Origin of the sequence: Streptomyces sp. NEAU-YJ-81, from assembly GCF_017592595.1 — a bacterium.
Taxonomy (GTDB): domain Bacteria; phylum Actinomycetota; class Actinomycetes; order Streptomycetales; family Streptomycetaceae; genus Streptomyces; species Streptomyces hygroscopicus_B.
In genome coordinates, this window is sequence record NZ_JAGFNO010000017.1 from 184297 (window position 1) to 209233 (window position 24937).

Annotated in this window: 23 protein-coding genes; 15 read left to right on the forward strand and 8 right to left on the reverse strand. The window is 70.8% G+C overall.

Translation table 11 applies throughout. The features are described from left to right. Window positions 1-4: 4 nt before the first annotated feature. On the reverse strand, window positions 5-433 hold the full coding sequence (locus J5X86_RS30720; protein ID WP_208519957.1) for a PPOX class F420-dependent oxidoreductase: 429 nt from the start codon (window positions 431-433) through the stop codon (window positions 5-7). Between the two features lie 119 nt (window positions 434-552). On the opposite strand from J5X86_RS30720, the gene J5X86_RS30725 reads away from it, so the two are divergent. After that, window positions 553-957 (forward strand): roadblock/LC7 domain-containing protein, encoded by a 405-nt coding sequence (locus tag J5X86_RS30725; RefSeq protein ID WP_208519958.1) that lies wholly within the window; start codon window positions 553-555, stop codon window positions 955-957. 99 nt (window positions 958-1056) lie between these two features. Beyond that, entirely contained in the window at window positions 1057-2019 is a 963-nt protein-coding gene (locus J5X86_RS30730; protein WP_208519959.1) for a DUF6397 family protein, read from the forward strand. A 30-nt stretch (window positions 2020-2049) separates the two neighbouring features. Here J5X86_RS30730 and J5X86_RS30735 read toward each other — a convergent pair whose 3' ends face one another. Both J5X86_RS30735 and J5X86_RS30740 read right to left on the reverse strand, forming a co-directional pair. Continuing rightward, on the reverse strand, window positions 2050-2952 hold the full coding sequence (locus J5X86_RS30735; protein ID WP_208519960.1) for an acyl-CoA thioesterase II: 903 nt from the start codon (window positions 2950-2952) through the stop codon (window positions 2050-2052). 61 nt (window positions 2953-3013) lie between these two features. Next, window positions 3014-5542 carry an RNA helicase gene (locus J5X86_RS30740; RefSeq protein WP_208519961.1) on the reverse strand — a complete coding sequence of 843 codons (2529 nt, stop codon included), beginning with the start codon at window positions 5540-5542 and terminating at the stop codon, window positions 3014-3016. A 136-nt stretch (window positions 5543-5678) separates the two neighbouring features. On the opposite strand from J5X86_RS30740, the gene J5X86_RS30745 reads away from it, so the two are divergent. Beyond that, the gene (locus tag J5X86_RS30745) at window positions 5679-6470 is read left to right on the forward strand and encodes a metal-dependent hydrolase (protein ID WP_208519962.1); all 792 of its coding nucleotides are present in this window, start codon (window positions 5679-5681) and stop codon (window positions 6468-6470) included. A 44-nt stretch (window positions 6471-6514) separates the two neighbouring features. On the opposite strand, the gene J5X86_RS30750 is transcribed toward J5X86_RS30745, so the two are convergent. Both J5X86_RS30750 and J5X86_RS30755 read right to left on the reverse strand, forming a co-directional pair. Then, a complete protein-coding gene (locus tag J5X86_RS30750) occupies window positions 6515-8296 on the reverse strand; it encodes an ABC transporter ATP-binding protein (RefSeq protein ID WP_208519963.1) in 1782 nt (593 codons plus the stop codon). Beyond that, window positions 8293-10197 (reverse strand): ABC transporter ATP-binding protein, encoded by a 1905-nt coding sequence (locus J5X86_RS30755; protein WP_208519964.1) that lies wholly within the window; start codon window positions 10195-10197, stop codon window positions 8293-8295. Before J5X86_RS30755 ends, J5X86_RS30750 begins: the two co-directional genes overlap by 4 nt. A gap of 154 nt (window positions 10198-10351) precedes the next feature. On the opposite strand from J5X86_RS30755, the gene J5X86_RS30760 reads away from it, so the two are divergent. Then, window positions 10352-11092: a L,D-transpeptidase family protein gene (locus tag J5X86_RS30760; protein ID WP_208519965.1), complete on the forward strand. Its 741-nt coding sequence runs from the start codon at window positions 10352-10354 to the stop codon at window positions 11090-11092. A gap of 125 nt (window positions 11093-11217) precedes the next feature. Beyond that, complete coding sequence (locus J5X86_RS30765) at window positions 11218-12669, forward strand: cation:dicarboxylate symporter family transporter (protein ID WP_208519966.1); 1452 nt, start codon at window positions 11218-11220, stop codon at window positions 12667-12669. Between the two features lie 15 nt (window positions 12670-12684). On the opposite strand, the gene J5X86_RS30770 is transcribed toward J5X86_RS30765, so the two are convergent. Continuing rightward, entirely contained in the window at window positions 12685-13125 is a 441-nt protein-coding gene (locus tag J5X86_RS30770; protein WP_078646072.1) for a MarR family winged helix-turn-helix transcriptional regulator, read from the reverse strand. Window positions 13126-13260: 135 nt separating this feature from the next. Here J5X86_RS30770 and J5X86_RS30775 point away from each other — a divergent pair, with 135 nt between their 5' ends. Continuing rightward, window positions 13261-15123 (forward strand): ABC transporter ATP-binding protein, encoded by a 1863-nt coding sequence (locus J5X86_RS30775; RefSeq protein ID WP_208519967.1) that lies wholly within the window; start codon window positions 13261-13263, stop codon window positions 15121-15123. 42 nt (window positions 15124-15165) lie between these two features. Here J5X86_RS30775 and J5X86_RS30780 read toward each other — a convergent pair whose 3' ends face one another. Together J5X86_RS30780 and J5X86_RS30785 are read right to left on the reverse strand one after the other, a co-directional pair. Then, window positions 15166-15963 (reverse strand): BTAD domain-containing putative transcriptional regulator, encoded by a 798-nt coding sequence (locus J5X86_RS30780; protein ID WP_208519968.1) that lies wholly within the window; start codon window positions 15961-15963, stop codon window positions 15166-15168. Window positions 15964-16138: 175 nt separating this feature from the next. Then, a complete protein-coding gene (locus J5X86_RS30785; protein ID WP_014057281.1) occupies window positions 16139-16336 on the reverse strand; it encodes a hypothetical protein in 198 nt (65 codons plus the stop codon). A 178-nt stretch (window positions 16337-16514) separates the two neighbouring features. Here J5X86_RS30785 and J5X86_RS30790 point away from each other — a divergent pair, with 178 nt between their 5' ends. From J5X86_RS30790 to J5X86_RS30830, 9 genes are all read left to right on the forward strand, one after another. Further along, window positions 16515-17093 carry a DUF4255 domain-containing protein gene (locus J5X86_RS30790; RefSeq protein ID WP_208519969.1) on the forward strand — a complete coding sequence of 193 codons (579 nt, stop codon included), beginning with the start codon at window positions 16515-16517 and terminating at the stop codon, window positions 17091-17093. Further along, complete coding sequence (locus J5X86_RS30795; RefSeq protein WP_208519970.1) at window positions 17090-17815, forward strand: carboxypeptidase regulatory-like domain-containing protein; 726 nt, start codon at window positions 17090-17092, stop codon at window positions 17813-17815. The genes J5X86_RS30790 and J5X86_RS30795 overlap by 4 nt, the downstream gene beginning before the upstream one ends. A gap of 10 nt (window positions 17816-17825) precedes the next feature. Then, entirely contained in the window at window positions 17826-20090 is a 2265-nt protein-coding gene (locus tag J5X86_RS30800; protein WP_208519971.1) for a phage tail sheath C-terminal domain-containing protein, read from the forward strand. 20 nt (window positions 20091-20110) lie between these two features. Further along, the gene (locus J5X86_RS30805) at window positions 20111-20566 is read left to right on the forward strand and encodes a phage tail protein (protein WP_014057285.1); all 456 of its coding nucleotides are present in this window, start codon (window positions 20111-20113) and stop codon (window positions 20564-20566) included. A 1-nt stretch (window position 20567) separates the two neighbouring features. Then, entirely contained in the window at window positions 20568-22061 is a 1494-nt protein-coding gene (locus tag J5X86_RS30810) for a phage tail sheath subtilisin-like domain-containing protein (protein ID WP_208519972.1), read from the forward strand. After that, window positions 22058-22576: a phage tail protein gene (locus tag J5X86_RS30815; protein ID WP_078646079.1), complete on the forward strand. Its 519-nt coding sequence runs from the start codon at window positions 22058-22060 to the stop codon at window positions 22574-22576. The genes J5X86_RS30810 and J5X86_RS30815 overlap by 4 nt, the downstream gene beginning before the upstream one ends. Further along, entirely contained in the window at window positions 22573-22767 is a 195-nt protein-coding gene (locus J5X86_RS30820; RefSeq protein WP_208519973.1) for a putative phage tail protein, read from the forward strand. The genes J5X86_RS30815 and J5X86_RS30820 overlap by 4 nt, the downstream gene beginning before the upstream one ends. Before the next feature lie 304 nt (window positions 22768-23071). Continuing rightward, the gene (locus J5X86_RS30825; RefSeq protein ID WP_014057289.1) at window positions 23072-23743 is read left to right on the forward strand and encodes a LysM peptidoglycan-binding domain-containing protein; all 672 of its coding nucleotides are present in this window, start codon (window positions 23072-23074) and stop codon (window positions 23741-23743) included. Between the two features lie 10 nt (window positions 23744-23753). Further along, a complete protein-coding gene (locus J5X86_RS30830) occupies window positions 23754-24935 on the forward strand; it encodes a phage late control D family protein (RefSeq protein ID WP_208519974.1) in 1182 nt (393 codons plus the stop codon). Window positions 24936-24937 lie beyond the last annotated feature (2 nt).

Consider the following 24937-nt stretch of genomic DNA (forward strand, 5'->3'; position numbering starts at 1 on the left):
CTCGCTAGTCGGTGACTCCGGCGAGCGCGAGTACCTTGTCGATGCGCACCCTGACCAGCAGCTCGCCCGGCACGCCGTTGCGGTCGCCGAACTCCTTCGCCCGGTCCTCGCCCATATAACGGGCGGCGATCCGGGTCGCCCAGTCGCGGACCTGCGGCAGATCGTCGATGAGTTCGGCCTGGCCCCGCAGCGTGACGAAGGCGAACGGCGGCCTGTCGTCGTCCACGCAGATGGCGACCCGGCCGTCCCGGGCCAAGTTGCGTCCCTTGACCGTCTCCTGACCTGTGTTGAAGAGAAGGTCGTCACCGTCCAGCAGGAACCAGACGGGGGCGATGTGCGCGCTTCCGTCGGCCCGCACGGTCGACAGCTTCGCGGTGCGGGTGCCCTCCATGAGGAACTTCTGCCACTGATCCTTGGTCATGTTCTGTGCCATGTCCCCATCCTGCGTCAATCAGCGCACAACCGTGGGGTGCCGGGCGGGGCGGGTTGCCCAGACGGCGGCAGTGAGAAAGGCTGGCACGCAGCTGAAGGGGAATCGGGGAGGAATCGGATATGGCAGTGAACAAGGGGCTCGACTGGTTACTGGACGACCTGACCGAGCGGATCGCGGAGATACGGCATGCGCTGGTGCTGTCCAACGACGGGCTGGTGACGGGGGCGAGTTCCACACTGGTGCGCCAGGACGCCGAGCACCTGGCCGCGGTGGCCTCGGGACTGCACAGCCTCGCCAAGGGGTCCGGGCACCACTTCCGGACGGGCCGGGTGCGGCAGACGATGGTCGAATTCGACGAGGGCGTCCTCTTCGTCACGGCGGCCGGGGACGGCAGCTGTCTGTGTGTGCTCACCGGGCCGGACTCCGATGTGGGGCAGGTCGCCTACGAGATGGCGCTGCTGGTCAACCGGGTGGGGGAGCACCTGGGAGTCGAGGCCAGGCAGGAGACCGGCACACCCAGCTGATGCCGCGCGGAAGTTATCCACAGGGCTGACCGGCCGTCTTGCTTCGCGGCTATCGTCGTCACTGTCAGTGATTGAGGCAGTGCGGGGGAGGACGTCGCCATGGCAGTGCGGATGGATCAGGAGCTGCGGGAGAGCCAGGGGCCGTGGAGCCTGGAGTGGCTCGGGGAGCCGAGCGTACCGGGACAGGCGAGCGGGCCGGGAGACCCTGGCGGGCCGGCGGAGCCGGGCGGACCGGGCGAGAGCGTCGCGTTCGGCGCGGCGGCCCGGGCGCTGGGGCTCAAGCCGCGAGAGTTCGAGCTGGCCGTGCAGCTGGGAGAGGTGCGTACCGTCACCACCGGCCTGGGCCGGCGGGTGGCGTGCGAGGAGTTGAGGCGGGTGACCGCCGCCGAGGGCTTCCCGGAGGCGCTCATCGTCCGCCTGCGCGTGGTCGGCACGGCGGAGGGCGCGAAGCTGCTCGGCATCAGCCAGGGCCGGCTCACCCGTCTCGCGCGCGGGGGTTTCTTCGCCCCCGTCCGGTTCTATGTCAATCGCTATCGGGCCGTCGTATGGCTCTATCTGGCATCGGAGCTGACCGAGTTCGCCATCAGGCAGCCGGAGTTGCTGAGCGGTCGCACGCCGCCTGGGCTGAGCGCCGCATTGGCCGCCGGGGAGGACTGGCGGGCCGCGAAATGGCGCGGCCGCAGGATCGGCCAGCTGCTCGCGCAGACCGAGGACCCCTGGGAGCGGGCCGCGGTCCTGGCCTCGGTGCTGGGCTCCGTCGAACTGGCCTCGGCCGTGGCCGATCCGTACGAGCGGGCACATCTGCGGGAGCTGCGCCCCGCGCTCGTCCGGATGCGCCCCGAAGCCGGCGCGGTCCGGGACGTCATCGACGCGGTGGTCACGGCCGACGACCCACGGGAGATCCGGCGCTATCGGGCCGCCCTCGCCTCCTCACTGGGCGATGCCCGCCGGGCCCGGCCGGCGCCGCGCCCGGACGGCGCGGCGGAGCGACCGCCAGAGGACCGCACCCGGGCTCCGGGCCGCCCGCGGAGCCTGTGGCAGAAGCTGGTCGGCAGGCGATGAGACACGGCGCGGCACGCACCCCGGGGGCGTTCAGCCGCCGTCGACGGCTTCTCCGGCGGCACCTTCGGCGGGCCTCAGCGGGCGGAACAACCCCTCTTGCACCACCGACACCAGAAGCCGGCCCGCACGGTCGTAGATACGGCCGCGCGCCAGTCCCCGGCCGCCCGTGGCCACGGGCGACTCCTGGTCGTAGAGAAACCACTCATCCGTGCGGAACGGCCGGTGGAACCACATGGCGTGATCCAGCGAGGCCATGTCGAAGCCCCGTGGGCCCCAGAGCGGCTCGACCGGCATCCGCACCGCGTCCAGCAGCATCATGTCGCTCGCATAGGTGAGCGCGCAGGTGTGCACCAGCGGGTCGTCCCCGAGCGGCCCCACCGCGCGCATCCATACGGCGCTGCGCGGCTCCACGCCCTTGAGCTCCTCGTCCGTCCAGCGCAGCCGCTCCACATAGCGGACGTCGAAGGGCTGTCGGCGCTCCATGCGGGCGAACGCCTCGGGGAGCGCTCCCAGATGGGAGCGGACCTCGTCGGCGAGGCTCGGCAGACCTTCCGGCCCGGGCACCTCGGGCATCGGCAGCTGCTGCTCGATACCCGGCTCAGGAGAATGAAAGGAGGCCGTCAGATTGAAGATCGTGCGACCCTGCTGGATGGCGACGACCCGGCGGGTGGTGAAGGAGCGCCCGTCCCGGATCCGCTCCACCTGGTACACGATGGGCACGCCCGGCCGCCCCGGCCGCAGGAAGTACGCGTGCAGCGAGTGCACCGGACGCAGCCCGTCGGTGGTCCGCCCGGCGGCCACCAGCGCCTGGCCCGCCACCTGCCCGCCGAACACCCGCTGCAGCGACTCATCGGGGCTGAGGCCGCGGAAGATGTCCTGCTCGATCCGTTCCAGATCGAGCAGATCGACCAGGCGCTCGGCGGGATTGGTCATCGGTGGTGCTCCTTCACTGAGGGGGCCGTGCCGGTCCTCGGCGTGGACCGCGTCCAGGAGGCTACAGTTGGCCCACGTCGGTGACCCGGACCACCGCCCGGCCCTCCTCGTCCGAGGCGGCGAGATCCACCTCCGCCGAGATGCCCCAGTCGTGGTCGCCGTTCGGGTCGTCGAAAGTCTGCCGCACCCGCCACAGGCCGTGCTCGGGGTCCTCCTCGATCAGCAGCAGCTTCGGCCCGCGGGCCTGCGGTCCGGTGCCGAGCTCCTCGTACTCCTCCCAGTACCCGTCCATCGCCTCCGCCCAGGCATCCTCGTTCCAGCCGGAGTCCGCGTCCATCTCCCCGAGCTCGGCGACCTTGTCCAGAGCGGCCAGCTCCACCCGGCGGAACATCGCGTTGCGCACCAGCACGCGGAAGGCGCGGGCGTTCGCGGTGACCGGCCTGACCTGGTCGGCGCGCTCCTGCGCCTCCTCCGCCGACTCGTCCTCCGGGTTGGCCAGCTGCTCCCACTCATCCAGGAGGCTGGAGTCGACCTGCCGCACCATCTCGCCGAGCCAGGCGACGATGTCCTGGAAATCGTCGGACTTCAGGTCGTCCGGCACGGTGTGGTCAAGGGCCTTGTAGGAGCTGGCCAGATAGCGCAGCACAATGCCCTCGGTCCGCGCCAGGTCGTAGAACGAGGTGAACTCGGTGAAGGTCATCGCCCGCTCGTACATGTCGCGGATCACCGACTTGGGCGACAGCGGGTGGTCGCCGACCCAGGGATGGCTCTTGCGGTAGAGCCCGTACGCATGGAAGAGCAGCTCCTCCAGCGGCTTGGGGTAGGTGATGTCCTGGAGCCGCTCCATGCGCTCCTCGTACTCGACGCCGTCCGCCTTCATCGCGGCGACCGCCTCACCACGCGCCTTGTTCTGCTGCGCCGCCAGGATCTGCCGGGGATCGTCCAGCGTCGACTCGACGACCGAGACCATGTCCAGGGCGTAGGAGGGCGATTCGGGGTCCAGCAGCTCGAAGGCGGCCAGCGCGAAGGTGGACAGCGGCTGGTTGAGCGCGAAGTCCTGCTGCAGATCCACCGTCAGCCGGACGATCGGGGCGGCCCCGTCCGCACCGTCGGCGCCCTGCGGCTCCACCTGCTCGACCACCCCGCCGTCCAGCAGCGAGCGGTAGATCGCGATCGCCCGGCGGATGTGCCGCAGCTGGTTCTTGCGCGGCTCGTGGTTGTCCTCCAGCAGGCGGCGCATCCCCTCGAAGGCGTTGCCGGGCCGGGCGATGACCGACAGCAGCATCGCGTGGGTGACCCGGAAGCGGGAGGTGAGCGGCTCGGGTTCGGAGGCGATGAGCTTCTCGAAGGTGTTCTGGCCCCAGTTGACGAAGCCCTCCGGCGCCTTCTTGCGGACCACCTTGCGGCGCTTCTTCGGATCGTCCCCGGCCTTCGCGAGCGCCTTCTCGTTCTCGACGACGTGCTCGGGCGCCTGGGCTACTACAAAGCCCGCGGTGTCGAAGCCGGCCCGGCCGGCCCGGCCCGCGATCTGGTGGAACTCCCGGGCCCGCAGCGTCCGCACCCGCTGACCGTCGTACTTGGTCAGCGCGGTGAACAGGACGGTGCGGATGGGCACATTGACGCCCACGCCGAGGGTGTCCGTACCGCAGATGACCTTGAGCAGCCCGGCTTGCGCCAGCTTCTCCACCAGCCGCCGGTACTTGGGCAGCATGCCCGCATGGTGCACGCCGATCCCGTGCCGGACGTAACGGGACAGATTCCGGCCGAACTTGGTGGTGAACCGGAAATTGCCGATCAGCGAGGCGATCTCGTCCTTCTCGGCGCGCGAGCACATATTGATGCTCATCAGCGCCTGGGCCCGCTCGACCGCTGCCGCCTGTGTGAAGTGCACGATGTAGACCGGCGCCTGCTGGGTCTCCAGCAGCTCGGTCAGCGTTTCGGTCAGCGGCGTCGTCCGGTATTCGTAGCTCAGCGGCACCGGCCGGGTCACGGACCGCACGACCGCGGTGGGCCGCCCGGTGCGCCGGGTCAGATCCCCCTCGAACCGGCTCACATCACCGAGCGTCGCCGACATCAGGATGAACTGCGCCTGCGGCAGCTCCAGCAGAGGGATCTGCCACGCCCAGCCCCGGTCCGGCTCCGCATAGAAGTGGAACTCGTCCATCACCACCTGGCCGATATCGGCGTCCTTGCCGTCCCGCAGGGCGATGGACGCCAGCACCTCGGCCGTACAGCAGATGACCGGCGCGTCCGCGTTGACCGACGCGTCCCCGGTCAGCATCCCGACGTTCTCGGTGCCGAAGAGCTTGCACAGCTCGAAGAACTTCTCCGATACCAGGGCCTTGATCGGCGCGGTGTAGAAGGTCACCTGGTCCCGGGCGAGCGCGGCGAAGTGGGCGCCGGCCGCCACCAGGCTCTTGCCCGATCCGGTGGGGGTGGACAGGATGACATTCGCCCCGGACACCACCTCGATCAGCGCTTCCTCCTGGGCGGGGTACAGCGAGATGCCCCGCTCCTCGACCCAGGTGGAGAACGCCTCGAAAAGTGCGTCGGGGTCGGCGTCGCTCGGCAGCTGATCGATAAGAGTCACGCACCTATACTGCCTGGTTTCCCCGCCGGGACGGGAACCGGCTGTGCGGACGAAGATCGCCCGCCGCTAGGCTGTGCCGGGCCGAAGCAGTCAACTCCCGCACGGAAGCGGGAAAGAACAGGGGCGGGGTACGACCATGATGGGACCGGCGCATTCGCTGTCCGGAGCGGCGGCCTGGCTGGGGGTGGGGGCGGCGGCCGCGGCGGCCGGCCACTCGATGCCCTGGCCGGTGCTGGTCACCGGCGCGCTGATCTGCGCGGGAGCGGCGCTCGCCCCCGACCTCGACCACAAGGCGGCGACCATATCGCGCGCCTTCGGGCCCATCTCAAAGGGACTGTGCGAGGTGATCGACAAGCTCTCGTACTCCGTCTACAAGGCGACCAGGAAGCAGGGCGACCCGCGCCGCTCGGGCGGCCACCGCACCCTCACCCACACCTGGGTATGGGCGGTGCTGATCGGCGCCGGAGCCTCGGCGCTCGCCATGGTCGGCGGGCGCTGGGCGGTGCTGGGCATCCTCTTCGTGCATATGGTGCTGGCCGTCGAGGGGCTGCTGTGGCGCGCGGCCCGGGTCTCCAGCGATGTCCTGGTATGGCTGCTCGGCGCGGCCAGCGCCTGGATCCTCGCCGATGTGCTGCACCAGCCGGGCAACGGCTCGGACTGGCTGTTCACCGCACCGGGCCAGGAGTACCTCTGGCTCGGCCTGCCGATCGTACTCGGCGCCCTGGTCCACGACATCGGGGACGCGCTCACCGTCTCCGGCTGCCCGATCCTGTGGCCCATCCCGATCGGCCGCAAGCGCTGGTACGCGCTCGGTCCGCCGAAGGGGATGCGGTTCCGGGCCGGCAGCTGGGTCGAGTTGAAGGTGCTGATGCCGGTCTTCATGCTGCTGGGCGGCATGGGTGGGCTGGCCGCCCTCGGCATCATCTGAATCCCGGACGGTACCGGGGTGGCCGCGCCGGGGCGCGGCCACCCTCACTGATGCCAGGAGCGCCACAGCGCGGCGTAGGCCCCGTCCGCCGCGACGAGTTCGTCATGGCTGCCCAGCTCGGTGATCCGGCCGCTCTCGACCACGGCGATCACATCCGCGTCATGCGCGGTGTGCAGTCGGTGGGCGATCGCGACCACGGTCCTGCCCTCCAGCACCCGGCCCAGCGACCGCTCCAGATGGCGTGCCGCCCGCGGGTCCAGCAGCGAGGTGGCCTCGTCCAGCACCAGCGTATGCGGATCGGCCAGCACCAGCCGGGCCAGCGCGATCTGCTGCGCCTGTGCGGGGGTGAGCGCGAGACCGCCCGATCCGACCTCGGTGTCCAGGCCCTCGTCCAGCGCGCGGGCCCAGCCGTCGGCGTCCACCGCGCCCAGCGCCGCCCACAGCTCGGCGTCCTTGGCGACGGCGCGGGCCAGCAGCAGATTGTCACGCAGCGAGCCCACGAAGACATGGTGCTCCTGGTTGACCAGGGCCACATGCTCACGGACCCGCTCGGCGGGCATCCGCGCCAGCTCCGCCCCGCCCAGCGTCACCCGGCCGGTGCGTGGCGAATAGATCCCGGCCAGCAGCCGCCCCAGGGTGGACTTCCCCGCCCCGGACGGGCCCACCAGCGCCAGCCGCGTCCCCGGCGGCACCTTCATGGATACCTCGTGCAGCACATCGCTGCCCTCGTGGTATCCGAACCGCACCTCGTCCGCCCGCACCTCCCGGCCCCCGGGGACCACCCCCTTGTCGGCGGGGCCCTCCTCGATCTCCCGCACCCCCACCAGCCGGGCCAGCGAGACCTGAGCGACCTGCAGCTCGTCGTACCAGCGCAGGATCAGCCCGATCGGCTCGACCAGCATCTGCGACAGCAGCGCCCCGGTGGTCAGATCGCCGATCGACATCCAGCCCCGCATCACACAGACGCCGCCGATCATCAGCACCGAACCGGTGATCAGCGTGTAGCTCACATTGATCACCGGGAAGAGCACCGAGCGCAGCCAGAGCGTGTACCGTTCCCACGCCGTCCACTGCTTGATGCGCAGCTCGGACTGGGCGATCCGCCGGTCGCCCAGCCGGTGGGCCTCGATGGTCCGTCCGGCGTCCACGCTCTCGGTGAGGGACGCGGACACCGCCGCGTAGCCGGCCGCCTCCGAACGGTAGGCGCTCGGCGCGCGGCGGTAGTACCACCGACAGCCGATCACCAGCACCGGAAGCGCCACCAGCACCGCGAGCCCCAGTGGGGGAGCGGTCAGGGTCAGCGCGCCGAGCAGCAGCCCGGTCCACACCACGCCGATGGCCAGCTGCGGCACGGCCTCGCGCATCGCGTTCGCCAGCCGGTCGATATCGGTGGTGATCCGGGACAGCAGATCCCCGGTCCCGGCCCGCTCCAGCACCCCCGGGGGCAGACCCACCGACCGGACGAGAAAGTCCTCCCGCAGATCCGCCAGCATTTCCTCGCCCAGCACCGCCCCGCGCAGCCGCACCATCCGGACGAACACGGTCTGCACCACCAGCGCCACCGTGAACAGCGCCACGATGCGGCCGATGTGGAGGTCCTCCTCGCCCTGGGAGAGATCCTCGACCAGGCCCCCCAGCAGCTGGGGGCCGACCATGGAGGCGATCACCGCGGTCGCGTTCACGACCATCAGCACGGTGAACGCGGCCCGATGCCGCCGCAGCAGCTCACGCACATAGGCCCGCACGGTGATGGGTGTGCCGACCGGCAGCGTCGTCGCCGACTCCGGTGCGGCCGGGTCATAGACGGGCGGGGCCACGCCGATCATGCCGACTCCTCGATCTGTTCCTCGATCCGCCCGATTCCCTTCACGCCGTGTCCGGCCGGCCCGGCGCCCCGCCCGGCCCGCCGCACGGCGGCCTCGTCCTCCGTCTCGCGGGTGACGACCGCTCGATACGCGGGATCGGTGCCCAGCAGCTCACGATGGGTGCCCACCCCCGCCGCCTCGCCGTCGGGCACGAACACCACCCGGTCGGCCCGGTCCAGCAGCAGCGGGCTGGAGGTGAGCACGATGGTCGTCCGGCCCGCCCGCAGGCCCCGCACCCCGTCGGCGATCCGCGCCTCGGTGTGCGAGTCCACCGCGGAGGTCGGCTCGTCCAGTACCAGCACCTCCGGATCGGTCACCAGCGAGCGGGCCAGCGCCAGCCGCTGCCGCTGGCCGCCCGACAGCGAGCGGCCGCGCTCGGTGATCCGGGTGCGCATGGGGCCGGCGTCATCCGCCTCAGCGGCCGACGCCTGCGCCAGCGCGTCCAGCACATCGCCGCACTGGGCCGCCTCGAGCGCCTTCTCCGCCGTGACCTCGCCGGACCTCGGCACATCCAGCAGCTCGGCGAGCGCCCCCGACAGCAGCACCGGATCCTTGTCTTGCACCAGCACCGCCGCGCGCGCCGCGGTTAGCGGCACCTCGTCCAGGGCGACCCCGCCCAGCAGCGCCGACGGTGCCCCGCCGGGGTCCCCGTCGCCCGGGCCGTCGTGGGTGGGATGTCCGCCGAGCCGGTCGGCCAGCCGCCCCGCCGCGTCCGGGTCGCCGCACACCACCGCGGTCAGCAGCCCGCTGGGCGCCAGCATCCCGCTCGCCGGGTCGTACAGATCCCCGCCGAGCGGCGCGGTGGCCTCCTGCACCTTCCCGCGCTCACCGCTGTCCACGGTGGCCGCGCCCTCGCTGTCCGGGGAGGAGCGCCGCAGCGCCAGCACCCGGGCCGCGCGCCGCGCCGAGGGCCGGGAGAAGGAGTACGCCATGGCGATCTCCTCGAAGTGCCGCAGCGGGAAGAGCAGAAAGGTCACCGCGCTGTAGACGGTGACCAGCTCGCCCACCTCGATCCGTCCGTCGCGGGCCAGCGACGCCCCGTACCAGACGACACCGATCAGCAGCAGCCCCGGCAGCGCGACCTGCACGGCCGCGATCAGCGCCCACATCCGCGCGCTGCGCACCGCCGCGATCCGCACCTCCTGCGAGGCATGCCGGTAGCGCCCCAGGAACAGCTCCTCCCCGCCGATGCCCCGCAGCACCCGCAGCCCGGCCACGGTGTCCGAGGCCAGCTCGGTCGCACGGCCCGCCTTCTCCCGCTGTTCATCCGCCCTGCGCGCCGCGCGCGGCAGCAGCGGCAGCACGGCCAGCGCCAGCGCGGGCACCCCGACCGCCACCACCACTCCCAGCGCCGGCTGGTAGAGAACCAGGGCCACGCAGACCGCGACGGTGGTGATCGCGGCAGCCGTGAAGCGCGACAGGGCCTCCACAAACCAGCCGATCTTCTCGACATCGCCCGTGGAGACGGCGACGACCTCACCGGCCGCCACCCTCCGGGTGAGGGCGGAGCCCAGCTCCACCGCCTTGCGGGCCAGCAACTGCTGCACCCGTGCCGCCGCCGTGATCCAGTTGGTGACCGCCGCGCGGTGCAGCATGGCGTCCCCCAGCGCGGTGAGCACGGTGAGCCCCACCATCAGCGCTCCGGCCATCGCCAGCCGGGAGCCGGAGCGGTCCACGACCGCCTGCACGCCGAAGCCGATGGCGATGGGGAAGGACACCAGCGCGGCCATATGCACCAGACCCCAGAGGGCCGCCTTGATCTGCCCGCCCAACTGATTCCGGCCCAGCCAGAAGAGAAACCGCGGACCTGACCGTACGTCGGGTCGGCCGGGGTCGGGATACGGAAGATCGCGAATGTGCATGACGTCCCAAGGTCGGGCGGGCTGAGGAGGGCTGGTAGGAGACGTGAAAGGTTGACGTTCCCAAGGTGCGGAGTTCAACTGGTTTTCCCGGGAGCGGCCGGAACACGCCAATCCCGCATACGGCACTGTCCTACGCAGGTGGGACCATGGGGACATGCGAATCTCCGGCACGATGTCCATGCGCGCGGCGGCGGCGGCCGCCGCGGCCCTTGTCCTTCTTACCGCCTGCGGCGACGGCGGCGGGGACAGCGGCGGTGACAAGGGCGGAAACTCGGGCAAACAAGCGCTGCGCAGCGGGGCGCCCGCGCCGGATCCCACGCGCATCCCGGATGTGGGGGACACGCTCCAGTCCCGGATCCCGGACCAGTCCCGTCAGGTCGTGGCGGTCTACGGCAAAGGGGTGAACTCCGCGGATGCGACCGTGGTCCTCTACACCAAGCAGGGCAAGGCATGGGAGCGGACACACAGTTGGACGGCGCACAACGGCAAGCGCGGCTGGACGACGAGCCATCACGAGGGCGACAAGCGCAGCCCGGTCGGCGTCTACACGCTCAGCGACGCGGGCGGGGTGCTGCCCGACCCCGGCGCCCGGCTGCCGTATACAGCCTCCGGCTCCTTCGCGGCGCCCCACTACTGGCCCAAGTCCCACTGGACGGACTTCAACTACGTCATCGCTATTGACTACAACCGGGTCAAGGGCGCCTCGCCGCTCGACCAGACCCGGCCCGAAGGGCAGAGCAAGGGCGGCAGCATCTGGCTGCACATGGATCACGGCAGCGGCACCTCGGCCTGCGTCAGCCTCTCCAAGTCCGGTATGGAGTATCTGCTGAAGAACCTCGACCCCAAGCTGCACCCGGTGGTGGTCATGGGGGACAAGGCGCATCTGGCCGCCTGAGCGCGGCGCCAGGGTTTTCCCGGCTGTTACACGGATCTCATCGGCGGAAACGTGCGCTCGCCATAGTGGGCGCCGCGCGGAATCAATCTTCCGCATCCCAGAAGTCCCGCCCCGGAGGAGATTCCGTGCCGCACTCCGTATCAGCGCCTTCGGCTCCCCGGCGCGTAGCAAGACTGCTGCGTACCTCCCTGTTCGCGCAGGTTGCCTGCGCCCTCGTGCTCGGTGTCGCGGTCGGCCGGCTCTGGCCGGACGTGGGCACGGCCGTTCAGCCGCTCGGCGACGGCTTCGTCCGCCTTATCAAGGCGGTGATCGCGCCCCTCGTCTTCTGCGTGGTCGTCGGCGGTATCGCCAAGGCCGGGGATCTGAAGGCGTTCGGGCGAATCGGGCTGAAGGCGCTGATTTGGTTCGAGGTGGCCACCACCGTGGCGCTGGTCCTCGGTCTGCTCGCCGCCAATCTGGCCGGGCCGGGCACCGGTATGCATATCGATCCCGCCTCGCTCGACAGCTCGGCTGTGGACGAGCAGACCGGCGGCGGCCATCTGCCGTCGACGGACCAGTTCATCCTGGAGGCCCTGCCGGACAGCGCGGTCGGCGCCTTCGCCGAGAACTCCCTGCTCCAGGTGCTGGTGCTGGCCTGTCTGGTGGGCGCGGCGGTATTGCATCTGGGCAAGACCAAGGTGCCCGCGATCCTTTCGGCCGTCGACCAGGCCCAGGGGATCGTCTTCGCCGTCGTCGGCTTCATCATGCGGCTCGCGCCGCTGGCCGTCTTCGGGGCCATGGCCCATCTCGTCGGAGAGTACGGCCTGAAGGCCCTGTCGACGTACGGAAAGTTGATCGCGCTGTGTTATGGCGTCGCACTGCTCTTCCTGGTCCTGCTCGCCGTCGCCCTCAAGGCGATCACCGGGCTCAGTCTCTGGAAGTTCGTCAAGTACACCCGCGAGGAGATGCTGCTGGCCCTCGGCACCGCGTCCAGCGAGACCGTCATGCCGCGCATGATGCAGAAGCTGCGCGCCGCGGGGTGCCGGGAGGACGCGGTGGGCCTGGTGCTGCCCACCGGATACTCCTTCAACCTCGACGGTGCCTCGATCTATCTCTCCATGGGCACGCTGTTCATCGCCCAGGCGGTCGGGGTGGACCTGAGCCTGGGGCAGCAGATCACCGTCATCCTCGTACTGATGCTCACCAGCAAGGGCATGGCCGGAGTGCCGGGTTCCGCCTTCCTCGCGCTGTCCGCCACCGCCTCGGCCCTCGGGGTGATCCCGGCCGCCGCCGTGGCCCTGCTGCTGGGAGTGGACCGGATCATGGATTCGATGCGGGTGGCCACGAATCTGCTCGGCAACTGCGTCGCGGTCTTCGCCGTCTCGCGCTGGGAGGGCGCACTGGACGCGCGGAAGGCCCAGCGGGTTCTCTCGGGCGAGGAGGCGGCCGAGGGGGCGGCCGAGGGGGCGGCGGCTCAAGAGGCGACGCCCGAGGGGGTGGCGGCCGAGGAGGAGAAGACGGCTGAGGAGAAGGACCCCGTCGCCCAGGCGGGGACCGGCCGCACCGAGTCCGCGGGCAGTGTCTCCCGCAGCGGCTGAAGGGTCCGGACCACCTCAGCAGCGGTGGTCCGGGGTGCCGGAGAGGGTGTCCAGCAGATCGCCCAGCGCGTCGCGCTGCTGATCACTGAGCGGTGCCAGGATGTCCTCCGCGGCGGCTCGGCGGGCCTCGCGCAGCGCGCGCAGCGTCGCCCGCCCGGTGTCGGTGAGCTCGATGCGCACCACCCGGCGGTTGGACGGATCCGGTACGCGGCGCACCGAGCCATGCGCCTCCAGGGCGTCCACCAGCGTGGTCACGGCGCGCGGGACCACCTCGAGGCGCTGCGCCAGGTCCGCCATCCGCGGCGGCTGGTCGCTGTGGGAGACGGTGCGCAGCAGGCGGGACTGGGCGGGGGTGATGCCCAGTGGCTCCATATGGCGCATCTGGGCGCGATGCAGTCTGCGGGTCAGGCGCAGCAGCTGCTCCGCGAGGAGGCCGGATGTCTCGGGGGTGGGCATGATCGGAGTTTATCAGGACCGGGTTCATTGTGAGTATAGGTAACAATGAGCTATGCTCTCAAAGCCCGCGCCGCCGCGATCACGGCTCGACCATGCCGTCACTCACGGCGGCCTCCCTGACTCCAGAAGGAGCCCATGCACCCCGACACACCACCGTCATGGACCCCGTCCGCCCAGGAGCCCGAGCAGCCCGCCCAAGTGCGCCGCATCCTCCGGCTGTTCCGTCCCTACCGCGGCCGGCTCACCGTGGTCGGCCTGCTGGTCGCCGCCTCCGCGCTGGTCTCGGTCGCCACCCCGTTCCTGCTCCGGGAGATCCTCGACACCGCCATCCCCGACGGCCGCACCGGACTGCTCACCCTGCTCGCCCTCGGCATGATCGCCGCGGCCGTCGTCAACAGCGTCTTCGGCGTTCTGCAGACCCTGATCTCCACCACCGTCGGCCAGCGCGTCATGCACGATCTGCGCACCGCCGTCTACGACCGGCTGCAGCGCATGCCGCTCGCCTTCTTCACCCGCACCCGCACCGGCGAGGTGCAGTCCCGCATCGCCAATGACATCGGCGGTATGCAGGCCACCGTCACCTCCACCGCGACCTCGCTGGTCTCCAACCTCACCAGCGTGGTCGCCACCGTCGTCGCGATGCTCGCGCTCGACTGGCGGCTGACCATCGTCTCGCTGCTCCTGCTGCCGGTGTTCGTCTGGATCAGCCGTCGGGTCGGCGCCGAGCGCAAGAAGATCACCTCGCAGCGCCAGAAGCAGATGGCGACCATGTCCGCGATGGTCACCGAGTCGCTGTCGGTGAGCGGAATCCTGCTCGGCCGCAGCATGGGCCGGTCCGAGTCGCTCACCCAGCAGTTCGCTGAGCAATCCGAGCGCCTCGTGGGCCTGGAAGTGCGCTCCAACATGGCAGGCCGCTGGCGGATGTCCACCATCGGCATCGTCATGGCCGCCATGCCCGCGCTGATCTACTGGGCCGCGGGAATCGCCCTCCAGGCCGGTGGCCCGGCCGTCTCCATCGGCACGCTCGTCGCCTTCGTCTCGCTCCAGCAGGGGCTGCTCCGGCCCACGGTGAGCCTGCTGTCCACCGGTGTGCAGGTGCAGACCTCCCTCGCCCTCTTCGCCCGCATCTTCGAATACCTCGACCTGCCGATCGACATCACCGAGCCGCCCGACCCGGTGCGGCTGGAGAAGGTGCGCGGCGAAGTCCGCTTCGACGGCGTCGACTTCCACTACGAGGGCACGGCCCCCGGCGCATCGAAGGGCGGCCCGTCGAAGAGCACGAAGGGCGGCTCGTCGAAGGGCACCTTGCGCGGCATCGATCTGACCGTCCCCGCGGGCGGCAGCCTGGCAGTCGTCGGACCGACCGGTTCCGGCAAGACGACCCTCAGCTATCTGGTGCCCCGGCTCTACGATGTGACCGGTGGCCGGGTGCTGCTCGACGGGGTGGACGTCCGCGACCTCGACTTCGACACTCTCGCCCGGGCCATCGGCGTTGTCTCCCAGGAGACCTATCTCTTCCACGCTTCCGTCGCCGAGAACCTGCGCTTCGCCAAACCCGACGCGACCGATGAGGAGATCGTGGCGGCGGCCGAGGCCGCCCAGATCCACGACCACATCGCCTCCCTCCCGGACGGCTATGACACCCTCGTGGGAGAGCGCGGCTACCGCTTCTCCGGCGGGGAGAAGCAGCGTCTGGCCATAGCCCGCACGATTCTGCGCGACCCGCCCGTCCTCATCCTCGACGAGGCCACCAGCGCCCTGGACACCCGCACCGAGCAGGCCGTTCAGCAGGCCATCGACGCCCTCTCGGCCGGTCGCACCACGATCACCATCGCGCACCGGCTCTCCACCGTGCGCGACGCCGACCAGATCGTCGTCCTCGACGGCGGCCGAGTCGCCGAGCGGGGCACTCACGAGGAGCTGCTGGCCAGGGACGGACGCTACGCAGCACTGGTGCGGCGCGACACCCACCTGGCGCCGGTGGTCCCTGCCGTCTAGTCCGTCTGGTCCGCTGGTCCGCTGGTCCGCGCACCGCGCCCGTTACGCGGGCACGGTGCCCGCCGGGGCCGATGTGTCGGTGCCCTGCGCCGGGGCGTCGCTCGCCGGGCGGGAGACGATCCGGCGCGCCGGGGGTTCTGGGGCGGCACCCCCAGGTGGCACCAGGTTTCTCAGCGTCGGGGAGGGCTCCAGGCCCAGCTCGTCGAGCAGGACGCGGCGGCATTGCTCGTACTGCCGCAGTGCCGCGCCTCTGTTGCCGGCCGCGAGATGCGCGTTCATGAGGACGCGATGAGCGCTTTCCCGCAGGGGCTCCGCGCGTACGGCGGCGAGTCCGGCGGCGACGGCCTCGCCGTGGCGGCCCGCCGCCGTCAGCCGTTCGGTCATCGCCTCCAGGGCGTACAGCCGCAGTTCGTGGTACTGCTCCTGCTCGACCAGCACCCACTCGTTCTCCGACCATTCGGGTAAGAGGTCGGCCGAGAGATCCTCCCGCATCTGCGTGGTGAGGATGTCGTCGCAGGGGCGTGACATGTCGAGTAGCCGGTGTGCGCGCGTCGCCGCCGCGTGGATGTCCACGGTGATGTGCTTGCAGATCGCCAGTTCTTGTGCGGACGCGTCGATGACCTGATGTCCCGTTCGCGTGGCGCGCCATAACGACGATCGGAGGTTGGCGTTGGCGCGGGGCGCCGTGACGTCAGGCCACAGCGTGCCGGCCACGTAGGTCCGGCTCCGTGGCATGTTCTGCAGGGCGAGGAACGCAAGAAGGCGCTGGGCGCTGGAGGATATCGGAACGCGTTTGTGATCGACCGACAACGCGAAACTCTTGAGCAGTCTCAACGTCATGACATGGCCTTCTGCGCTCATCGGCCCCCCGGGGCGATATTGGCTTCAGCGACCCATCCCATGCGTCCCATCGGGATGCCCTAAAGCCATGTTACGAGCAGATCATGATCGTGTGTCCGGCCTTCCCGCTAAAGGACGCTATATGGCCAGGCATCACCGGGACGTCGCGGCAACGTCACCTGTCGGGCTCGATGAATTGATCGAGCCAGGCGCGCACGGCGGTGAGTGCGTCGTCGACCGCGCTCACCGCGGTGGGGGGCGCCTGGTGCCGGTCCTCCGTCCGCACGATGCGAGCACGGAATCCGTCCGGCCTGCCGCCTTCCACCCAGACCCGGAGGATCAGGACACCGGTCCGTTCTGAGGGGATTTCCATGAAAAGAAGATATGCCTCCCCGTGTCACCTCGGCGTTGTCGATGTGTGTCCGGATTCGTCATCGTCGGCCGCGAAAACGGACCGGTGACGCTCGTGTGATGAGCGCATCGCGGTCCGGCCACGCCGGGACCGGCATTCTCTCGGAGCACGCTTTCGAGCGCGGAGAGGGGGGATTCGCATGGGGGACTTCGGCGTCATCGCCGACGTCTCGACGGTCATCGTGGAGAGCCTGACCCAATCCCTGCGCGGGCTCAGCCAGGTGGAACCGCCGATCGCGGAACTCAACGACCTCTCCGAGACGGTACAGACACCGCCGCCGAAGCTCACGGTGTTCCTCTACGAGATCGCCGAGGACCCCACCTCGCGCAACCGGCCGCCGGTGCGCTCCCAGCCACCCGACCCACCGACCACCCGCAAGCCGCCGATGGCCCTGCTGCTGCGCTACCTGGTCACCCCCTGGGGCGGCGACCAGGCCACCCAGCACCGGATGCTCGGACGGGCCCTGCAGACCTTCTACGACGACGCGATCCTGGACGGCGTACAGCTGTCCGGCAGCCTGGCGGCGAGCACCGACTCGCTGCACCTCAGCCTGACCCCGCTCACCTTGGACCAGAAGTCCTGGGTCTGGTACGCGATTCAGAAGCCGTACCGGCTGTCGCTGAACTACGAGGTCCGCGTGGTCAACCTGGACTCCGCCGTCGAGATCCCGGTCCGCCCGGTGCACAGCCGGGTCATCAGCGGGACGGCGATGCCATGAGCCGCTTCGTACCGCTGGAGCGGTCGACGCTCCACAGTCCGGCTTGGTTCATCCCCTTCGACGACTACGCCCGGCGGGTGCGCGGCGCCGGGGTGACGGTCCAACTGGACCGCTACGAGGACGGCGGCTGGCTGCCGCTGGACGACACGGCGGTGCGCACCCCCAGCGCCGCCTTCGCCTATCCGGGACTTGGCCGGTGCGCCGAGCCGTGGGCGGCCCGGCCACGGCGCCACCGGGCCCGCTTCGCGGCCGCCGGCTACCAGCCGCTGTACCCGGCCGACGGCCAGCCGTTCTCGGCCGCCCTGGTGGGCGTCGAGTTCCTGGTGTACCCGTATGACGACGCCCACCCGCCGCCGGTGGTGACCGAGCCGCGGCTGGTCCGGCTGCTGCCGAGCGTCTCCTTCCCCTACCCGACGGGTCTGCGCACGGTGCACGGCGCCGTGGTCGACGCGGCCACCCGGGCGCCGGTCGCGGGCGCGCTGGTCGAGGCCAGGGGACGGACCAGCCGGGACCTGACGCCATGGCATGAGCGCACCCTGTCCGACGCAGCGGGCGCCTTCCGGCTGGCCCTGCGGTGGGAGGGCGAGAAGGCCGACGAACACGCCGTCGAGGAGACATTCCGCCTGCAGGCCACCGAGCGGCCGGGCCGGACCGGATCGCTGGTCGTGCGGCTGCCCCAGGACATCGAGCGCCGGCACGTCATAGAGATCCGCGAGAGTTAAGGAGCCGTCCATGGCGGAGTATCTGAGCCCCGGGGTCTACATCGAGGAGATCGATGCGGGCCCACGGCCGATCGCGGGGGTGAGCACCAGTACGGCGGGCATGGCCGGGGTCACCGTGCGCGGTCCGTACACCGGCAAGCCCAAGCTGGTCACCAACTTCCTGGAGTTCCAGAACACCTTCGGCGGATTTCTCCGTGGGCCGGACCCGCTGATCCGGGACACCTGGGCGAACGACCCGGCGGAAGGCGGCCGCTGGTGGCTGTTCCCACTGGCGGTCAAGGGCTTCTTCGACAACGGCGGCCAGCGGCTGTACATCAAGCGGGTCGCCAGCAGGCAGGCCAGCCCGTCCTCGGGCGTGCTGGGCCACGGCCTGGTGAGCCCGGTCGCCGGCGACGCCGCCAAGGGCGCGACCCGGCTGGAGCTCGGCCACCTGATCGGGTTCTCCGGCGTCGGGCAGCAGATCCAGCTCTTCCGCGGCGACGACCAGCAGTCGATCCACACCGCCGGTGTCGCCGCCTACGACGCCACCACCCGCCGGATCGAGCTGGACGCCCAGCTGCCCGCGGAGGTCAGGGCGGGCCGCGGCGACTACGTACAGATCGGGACGCGCAACGCGGAGGAGACACTGGAGTTCGCCGCCGTCAGCCCCGGCTCATGGGGCGACGCGGTACAGGTGCGGATCCAGCCGATGGCCTCGGCCGCGCTGCCGGTGCTGCCGGATCCGCAGGAGGGCCCGCTGTTCGTCACGCGCCTGGCCGCGGACGCCGCCGCGGACAGCGAGACGGTCGAGGTCGCCGCGGTGACCGGGCTCGACCCCGACGAACTGCCGCCCGACGTCTGGGTGCAGATCGGCTCCAGCCGGTTCAAGGTCCAACTGAGCCAGCCGGCGGACGGGAAGGTCACGCTGACCCTGCCGTCCGGCACGGCACATGAGGCGTGGCGGAGCGGGCTGCTGGTGCGCCGCGTGCGCCGGGGCACCACCTCGGCGGGGCCGACGCTGCGGATCGGCGGAGCGAGCCGGCTGTACGAGGGCGCCGTCGTCCAGCTCGACGACGGCACCCAGCTGACCATCCGCACCGTCGAGTCGATCGCCGCGGACGTGGTCACCCTGGATGGGAACGTGCCCGGGACGCTGTTCGAAACCGACCGGCTGCAACTGGTCGAGGCGCAGGTCGACGCCCGGTTCACCGATCCGTCCGGGGCCGTGGAGACGGAGACGCACCGCAACCTCCGGCTCACCGGTGACACCGCGGCGAACCTGGTGACCGCCCTGGCCGTCCGCTCCCGGCTGGTGCGGGCGACGGCTCTGGGCGCCCTGTCCACCGACCCGGCGAAGTTCCCCCTGCCCGCGGTCGGTTCCTGGCTGACGCTGGGAGGCGGGGACGACGCCTACGGGAGTCTGAGCGTGGCCGACTTCGTCGGCGAGGACGGCGGCAGCGGCAAGCGGACCGGGATCACCGCGCTGGAGGACATCGACGAGGTCGCGGTCTGCGCGGTGCCCGGCATGTGGTCGGGGACGGTCGAATCGGCCCTGGTCACCCACTGCGAACTGCTCAGGGACCGGTTCGCGATCCTCGATCCGCAGGACGGTCTGGACATCGAGGGCGTCCAGGCGTTCCGCGAGCGGTTCGACACCAAGTACGCCGCGCTCTACCACCCGTGGCTGGTCACCCGCGACCTGTCGGCGGGCCGCGATGTCGAGGTGCCGCCCTCGGGCCATATGGCCGGGATCTACGCCCGCGTGGACGTGGAGCGGGGGGTGCACAAGGCGCCCGCCAACACGGTCATCCGGGGCATCCGGCTGACCGACGGCATCGCCCAGGACATCACCAAGCGCCATCAGGACGTGCTCAACCCCAAGGGCATCAACGCGCTCCGGTTCTTCCCCGGGCTCGGCCACCGGGTCTGGGGCGCGCGCACGCTCTCCTCGGACAGCTCGTGGAAGTACGTCAACGTGCGGCGGCTGTTCCTCTATCTGGAGGAGTCGATCGAAGAGGGCACCCAGTGGGTGGTGTTCGAGCCGAACGACGAGGCGCTGTGGTCCCTGGTCCGCCAGACGGTCACGAACTTCCTCACCACGGTCTGGCGCAGCGGCGCGCTCGCCGGCACCACCGCCGACGAGGCGTTCTTCGTCGCCTGTGACCGCACCACGATGACCGAGGACGACCTGGCCAACGGCCGGCTCATCTGCGCCATCGGCGTCGCGCCGGTCTTCCCGGCGGAGTTCGTGATCTTCCGGATCCAGCAGAAGACCCGCGAGACCCAACTCGCCTGAGTGCCCGAGGAGAGTCCACCATGCCACCTGTGACCAGGGACGATCCGTACGCGTCCTATAACTTCAAGATCTTCGTGTTCAACGTCAGCGACGACGGGCTCGCGGTAAGCGGGTCCTTCACCGAGGCGAGCGGGCTGGAGCTGGAGATCCCGCCGATCGAGTACCGCAACGGGAGCGAGGACATCACCGTCCGCAAGATCCCGGGACTGAAGAAGTTCACCAACCTCACCTTCAAACGCGGCATCACCGGCCACGCCGCCTTCTGGAAGTGGGTGGCCGACGCGCTCAACGGCACGGTGAAGCGTACCCACGGCTCGATCGTGCTGTGCGACGAGAACCGCAACGACGTGATGCGCTGGAACTTCGACCGTGGCTGGCCCACCAAGTACACCGGCCCGACGCTCAGCGCCACCAAGAACGAGATCGCCATGGAGACGCTCGTCCTGGCGGTCGAGAAGCTGGAGATCGAAGTCTGACATGGCAGGCGAAGCGCTCCCCGGCGTATCCCTCGCGTTCGCGCCACGCGACTCCGACGCGGAGCCGCTGCGCACCGATGTGGCGGCGTTCCTGGGCCGGCTCCGCCGCGGCCCGGTCGCCACACCGGTCCGCGTGGAGAGCTGGAACGACGTCGTGGGCACCTTCGGGCCGCCGGAGGGCGCCTTCGCCACCCCGTACGCACTGCGCGGCTTCTTCGAGAACGGCGGCCGCACCGCCTGGGTGCTCCGCGTGTCCGGGCCGGCCACCACGGCCCGGACAGCGTGGACGGTCGGGCCGCTGAGCGGCTGGGACACCACGCGCTACCAGGTGGTCGCCACCAGCCCGGGCGCCTGGGCCAACGGCGGGCGCGTCGCCATCCGTTACCAGGCCAGCACCGTCGCCGGTCCGCCCACCGTGGGCGTACGGGTCATGATGCCCGGCGAGCCGCCCGAGACCTTCCCCGGACTGCCGCCGGCCGGCCTGGCCGACCGGCTGATCGCATCCCGCTACATCCGGCTGGTCCCAGACGGGCCACCACCGTCACCGGGGCGGTCCGGCCCGATCTCGATGTCCTGGGACCTGACGCTCGCGGGCGGCGCCGACGCGGCGCCCACCCGCGGCGCGTACACGGACGCCGTGGCCGTACAGGCCGAACTGCCGGAACCCGCGCTGGTGGCGCTGCCGGACCTGGGCTCGGACTTATCCGGCGCCGCGCACACCGATGCGGTGCTCGAACTGCTGCGGAGCGTACAGCCGTTGCACGACCGCCTCGCCGTGCTGGACGTGCCGCCCACGCTGTCCTCCGTGGACCAGGCGGTCGACTGGGTGGGCGCCCTGGCGGCCAGCGGCGACAGCGGGCTACTCGGCTGCGCCGCCGTCTACCACCCGCCGCTGCGCACCCCCGACGGGCAGGACGTGCGCACCGTCCCGGCCTCCGGCCACGTCCTGGGCGTCATCGCCCGCCTCGACGGCGAGCGCGGGGCGCACCACACGCCCGCGGGCGCCGTGATCCTGGAGGCGGTCGACCTCGCCGCCGAATACCCCGAGCCGCAGCAGGTCCGGCTGTTCGACGCGGGCCTCGACCTGATCCGCTGCACCCGCGGGCGAGGGCTGGTGGTGTGGGGCGGGCGCACTCTGTCCGCCGACCCGAGCACCCGCTACATCGCCCACCGCCGACTGGTGCATCTGCTGGTGCGCGCGATCCGGCGGGCGGCGAGCCCGCTGGTGTTCGACGTCAACTCGGCCGAGCTGCGGCTGACGTTGGTGCGCGCGCTGACCTCCGTGCTTCTCTCGGCCTACCGGGCCGGGGCGCTCGCCGGCGCCCGGCCCGAGCAGGCGTTCCGGGTGGTGTGCGACGACACGAACAACCCGCCCGAGCAGGACCCGGGGCAGCTGGTCTGCGAGATCGAGGTCGCCCCGGCCGTCCCCATGGAGTTCATCCGGCTGCGTCTCGTACTCGGCCAGGACCGAGGTCTGGAGGTGATCGAGGCGTGAGCCTGGATCCGCTGCCGAAATACCGCTTCCTGGTCACCCTCGACCCCGGCGACGCATATCTGCCGGCCGCGCAGGCGCTGCTGCTGCCCCTGGCCGCCTCCGGCGCGTTCCAGGAGGTCACCGGGCTCGGCGCACAGCTCGAGGTGACGAGCTACGCGGAGGGCGGACGCAACGACTCGGTCCACCAACTGCCGCTGCGCCACTCGTGGAACCGGATCACGCTCAAGCGCGGGGTGGTGCGCGACCCGGGGTTGTGGTCCTGGTACCAGGCCGGGCTCGCCGACTCGCTGGGCGCCCGCCGCGACGGCGCGGTGATCGTGCTCGGCCCGGACGGGGTGCCCGGCGCGGCGTGGGCCTTCCACGGCGGACTCGCCGCCAAGTGGACCGGCCCGGACCTGCACGCGGAACAGAACGCGATCGCCATCGAGTCGCTGGAGATCGCGCACGAGGGGCTGACGAAGGTCCTGCAGGACGCCGCGGCGAGCGCCTTGCCGCGCCTGATCCAAGGGAGGTGACCGACGTGCCGAAGGTGACCATTCACCATCTCGAGGTCCGGTTCCAGGTGGACGGCGACGACGGCGCCGTGTTCACCCGCCTGTTCAACAAGCACATCCAGGCGTGGGCGAAGTTGTACGAGGACCAGTGCGCGCGCGCCCAACACACCCAGGGCGAACGCAGCTTCGGCGACGGGGAGGGCCACTTGTGAGCGTCGCACGCGCGGCCGCCGGGCCGCAGACAGCGACGAAAGCCGCACCTCTGCGCCGCGCGGGCGGAGAAGCGAACGAACCAGCAGGCGCGATGAGCGTCGCACGCGCGGCCGCCGGGCCGCAGACAGCGACGAAAGCCGCACTTCTGCGCCGCGCGGGCGGAGAGGCGAACGAACGAGGAGGTGCGATGAGCGTCGCACGCGCGGCCGCCGGGCCGCAGACAGCGACGAAAGCCGCACCTCTGCGCCGCGCGGGCGGCAGTGACATCAGCCGCTGCCGCGGCGGGGCGAACAAGGAGGCAGCGTGAGCGTGACGCCCGTGTCCTTCGCCCGGCAGGGCGCCGCCAAGGCCCGGCTGGAGATCGTCCGGCCCGTGATCGCCGACGAGCGGCAGCGGCGGATCCCGCTGCGGTTCAACCCCACCGACTACAAGCTCAGCAAGAGCAACACCTTCGCCGAGATCACCATCCCCGGCCTGGAGACACCGCCCCTGCAGTACGTCCGCGGCGGCACGGAGACCCTCACCGTGCAGGCGCTGGTGGACACCTCCGACACCCTGGAGAACGTACGGAAGCTCTACGTCAACGCGGTGCGCAATCTGCTGCGGCCCGACAGCCGCGAACACGCCCCGCCGGTCGTCCGGTTCGTCTGGGACGAAGAGGTCTTCACCGGCGTCGTGGAGAAGCTGGACGTCAACTACCAGCTTTTCCGGCCGGACGGTGTGCCGCTGCGGGCCATGCTGGACCTCTCGCTCAAGGAGTTCCGCACGGCCGCCGTGCAGGTCGCCGAGACACCACGCTCGTCGCCCACGGTGGAGAAGAGCTATGTGGTGCGCCGCGGCGACACGCTCAGCTCCATCTCCGCCGCGCTGTACCGGCGGCCCGACGCCTGGCGGGAGCTGGCCCGCGCCAATGGCATCAGCGACCCGCGGGAGCTGCGGCCGGGCCGTGTGCTGACCGTGCCCCGGCTGCCGTGAGGAGCGCCCGATGAGCACCCCCACACCCGAGGTCGCGTCGCCCGACCGGTACGCGCCCGAGTTCGATGTGCGCATCGAGGGCCTGGAGATGGACCCGTCCACCAAGAACGACATCATCGACATCAAGGTGAACCGGGACATCGACGAGATGTCCGGGTTCGACCTCACCCTGAACAACTGGGACGACGCCAATCTGCGGTTCAAGCACAGCGATTCGCCGCGCTTCCGGCTCGGCGGCCGGGTCTCGGTGCGGCTCGGCTACGCCGACAAGCTGCTCACCGTCGCCACCGGCACCATCTCCACGCTCAGCCCGAAGTTCACCGACGGCGCGTCGCCCACCGTCCAGGTCAGCGGGGTGGACGGGCTGCTGCGGCTCAAGGACCGCAAGCCCACCGAGAACGAGACCAAGATCTACCGCAATCTGCCCGACTGGCGGATCGCCGAGCAGATCGCCCAGCGCAACCACCTGCGCATCGAGGTCACCAGGGAAGGGCCCACCCACGACCGGGTGGTGCAGAAGAACCAGGACGACGCGACGTTCCTGCTGGAGCGGGCCAAGCGGCTCGACTTCGACTGCTACATCCTCCCCGACGCGACGACCGGCGAGGACACGCTGTACTTCATCAAGCCGACCGACGGCCGCGACGGCCGCCCGATCCGGCTGTACCGGCTGGCGTACGCGCCGGGGCTGAGCACCGGCCCCACCGGGCAGCCCGCTGGGCTGATTCCCAACCTGATCGAGTTCACCCCGACCCTGACCGTCTCCCAGCAGGTCAGCAAGGTCACCGTGCGCGGCTGGGACCCCCGTACCAAACAGCCGATCGCGTTCACCGCGACCGCCGACAACCTTCCCGCCGGGCAGAACACGGCCGATGGGCAGAGCGGCCCGCAGGCCGCCGAGTCCACCCTGCAGGGCCGCCAGGAGGTCGTGGTCGACGCGCCCGTCGGCAGCGACCAGGAGGCCCGCGAACTGGCGATCAGCCTGTTGCGCGAGCGTGCGTACGAGTTCATCACCGCGACCGGCAAGGTGGCGGGCCTGCCCGAGCTGCGGCCCGGCGACAACCTGGAGATCTACGGCCTCGGCCGCCGCTTCTCCGGCACCTACTTCGTCAAACGGGTCGAGCACACCCTGGGCACTGGTGGTTTCTTCACCCAGTTCACCGCACGGCGGATCCATCAGGGGGACCAGTGACG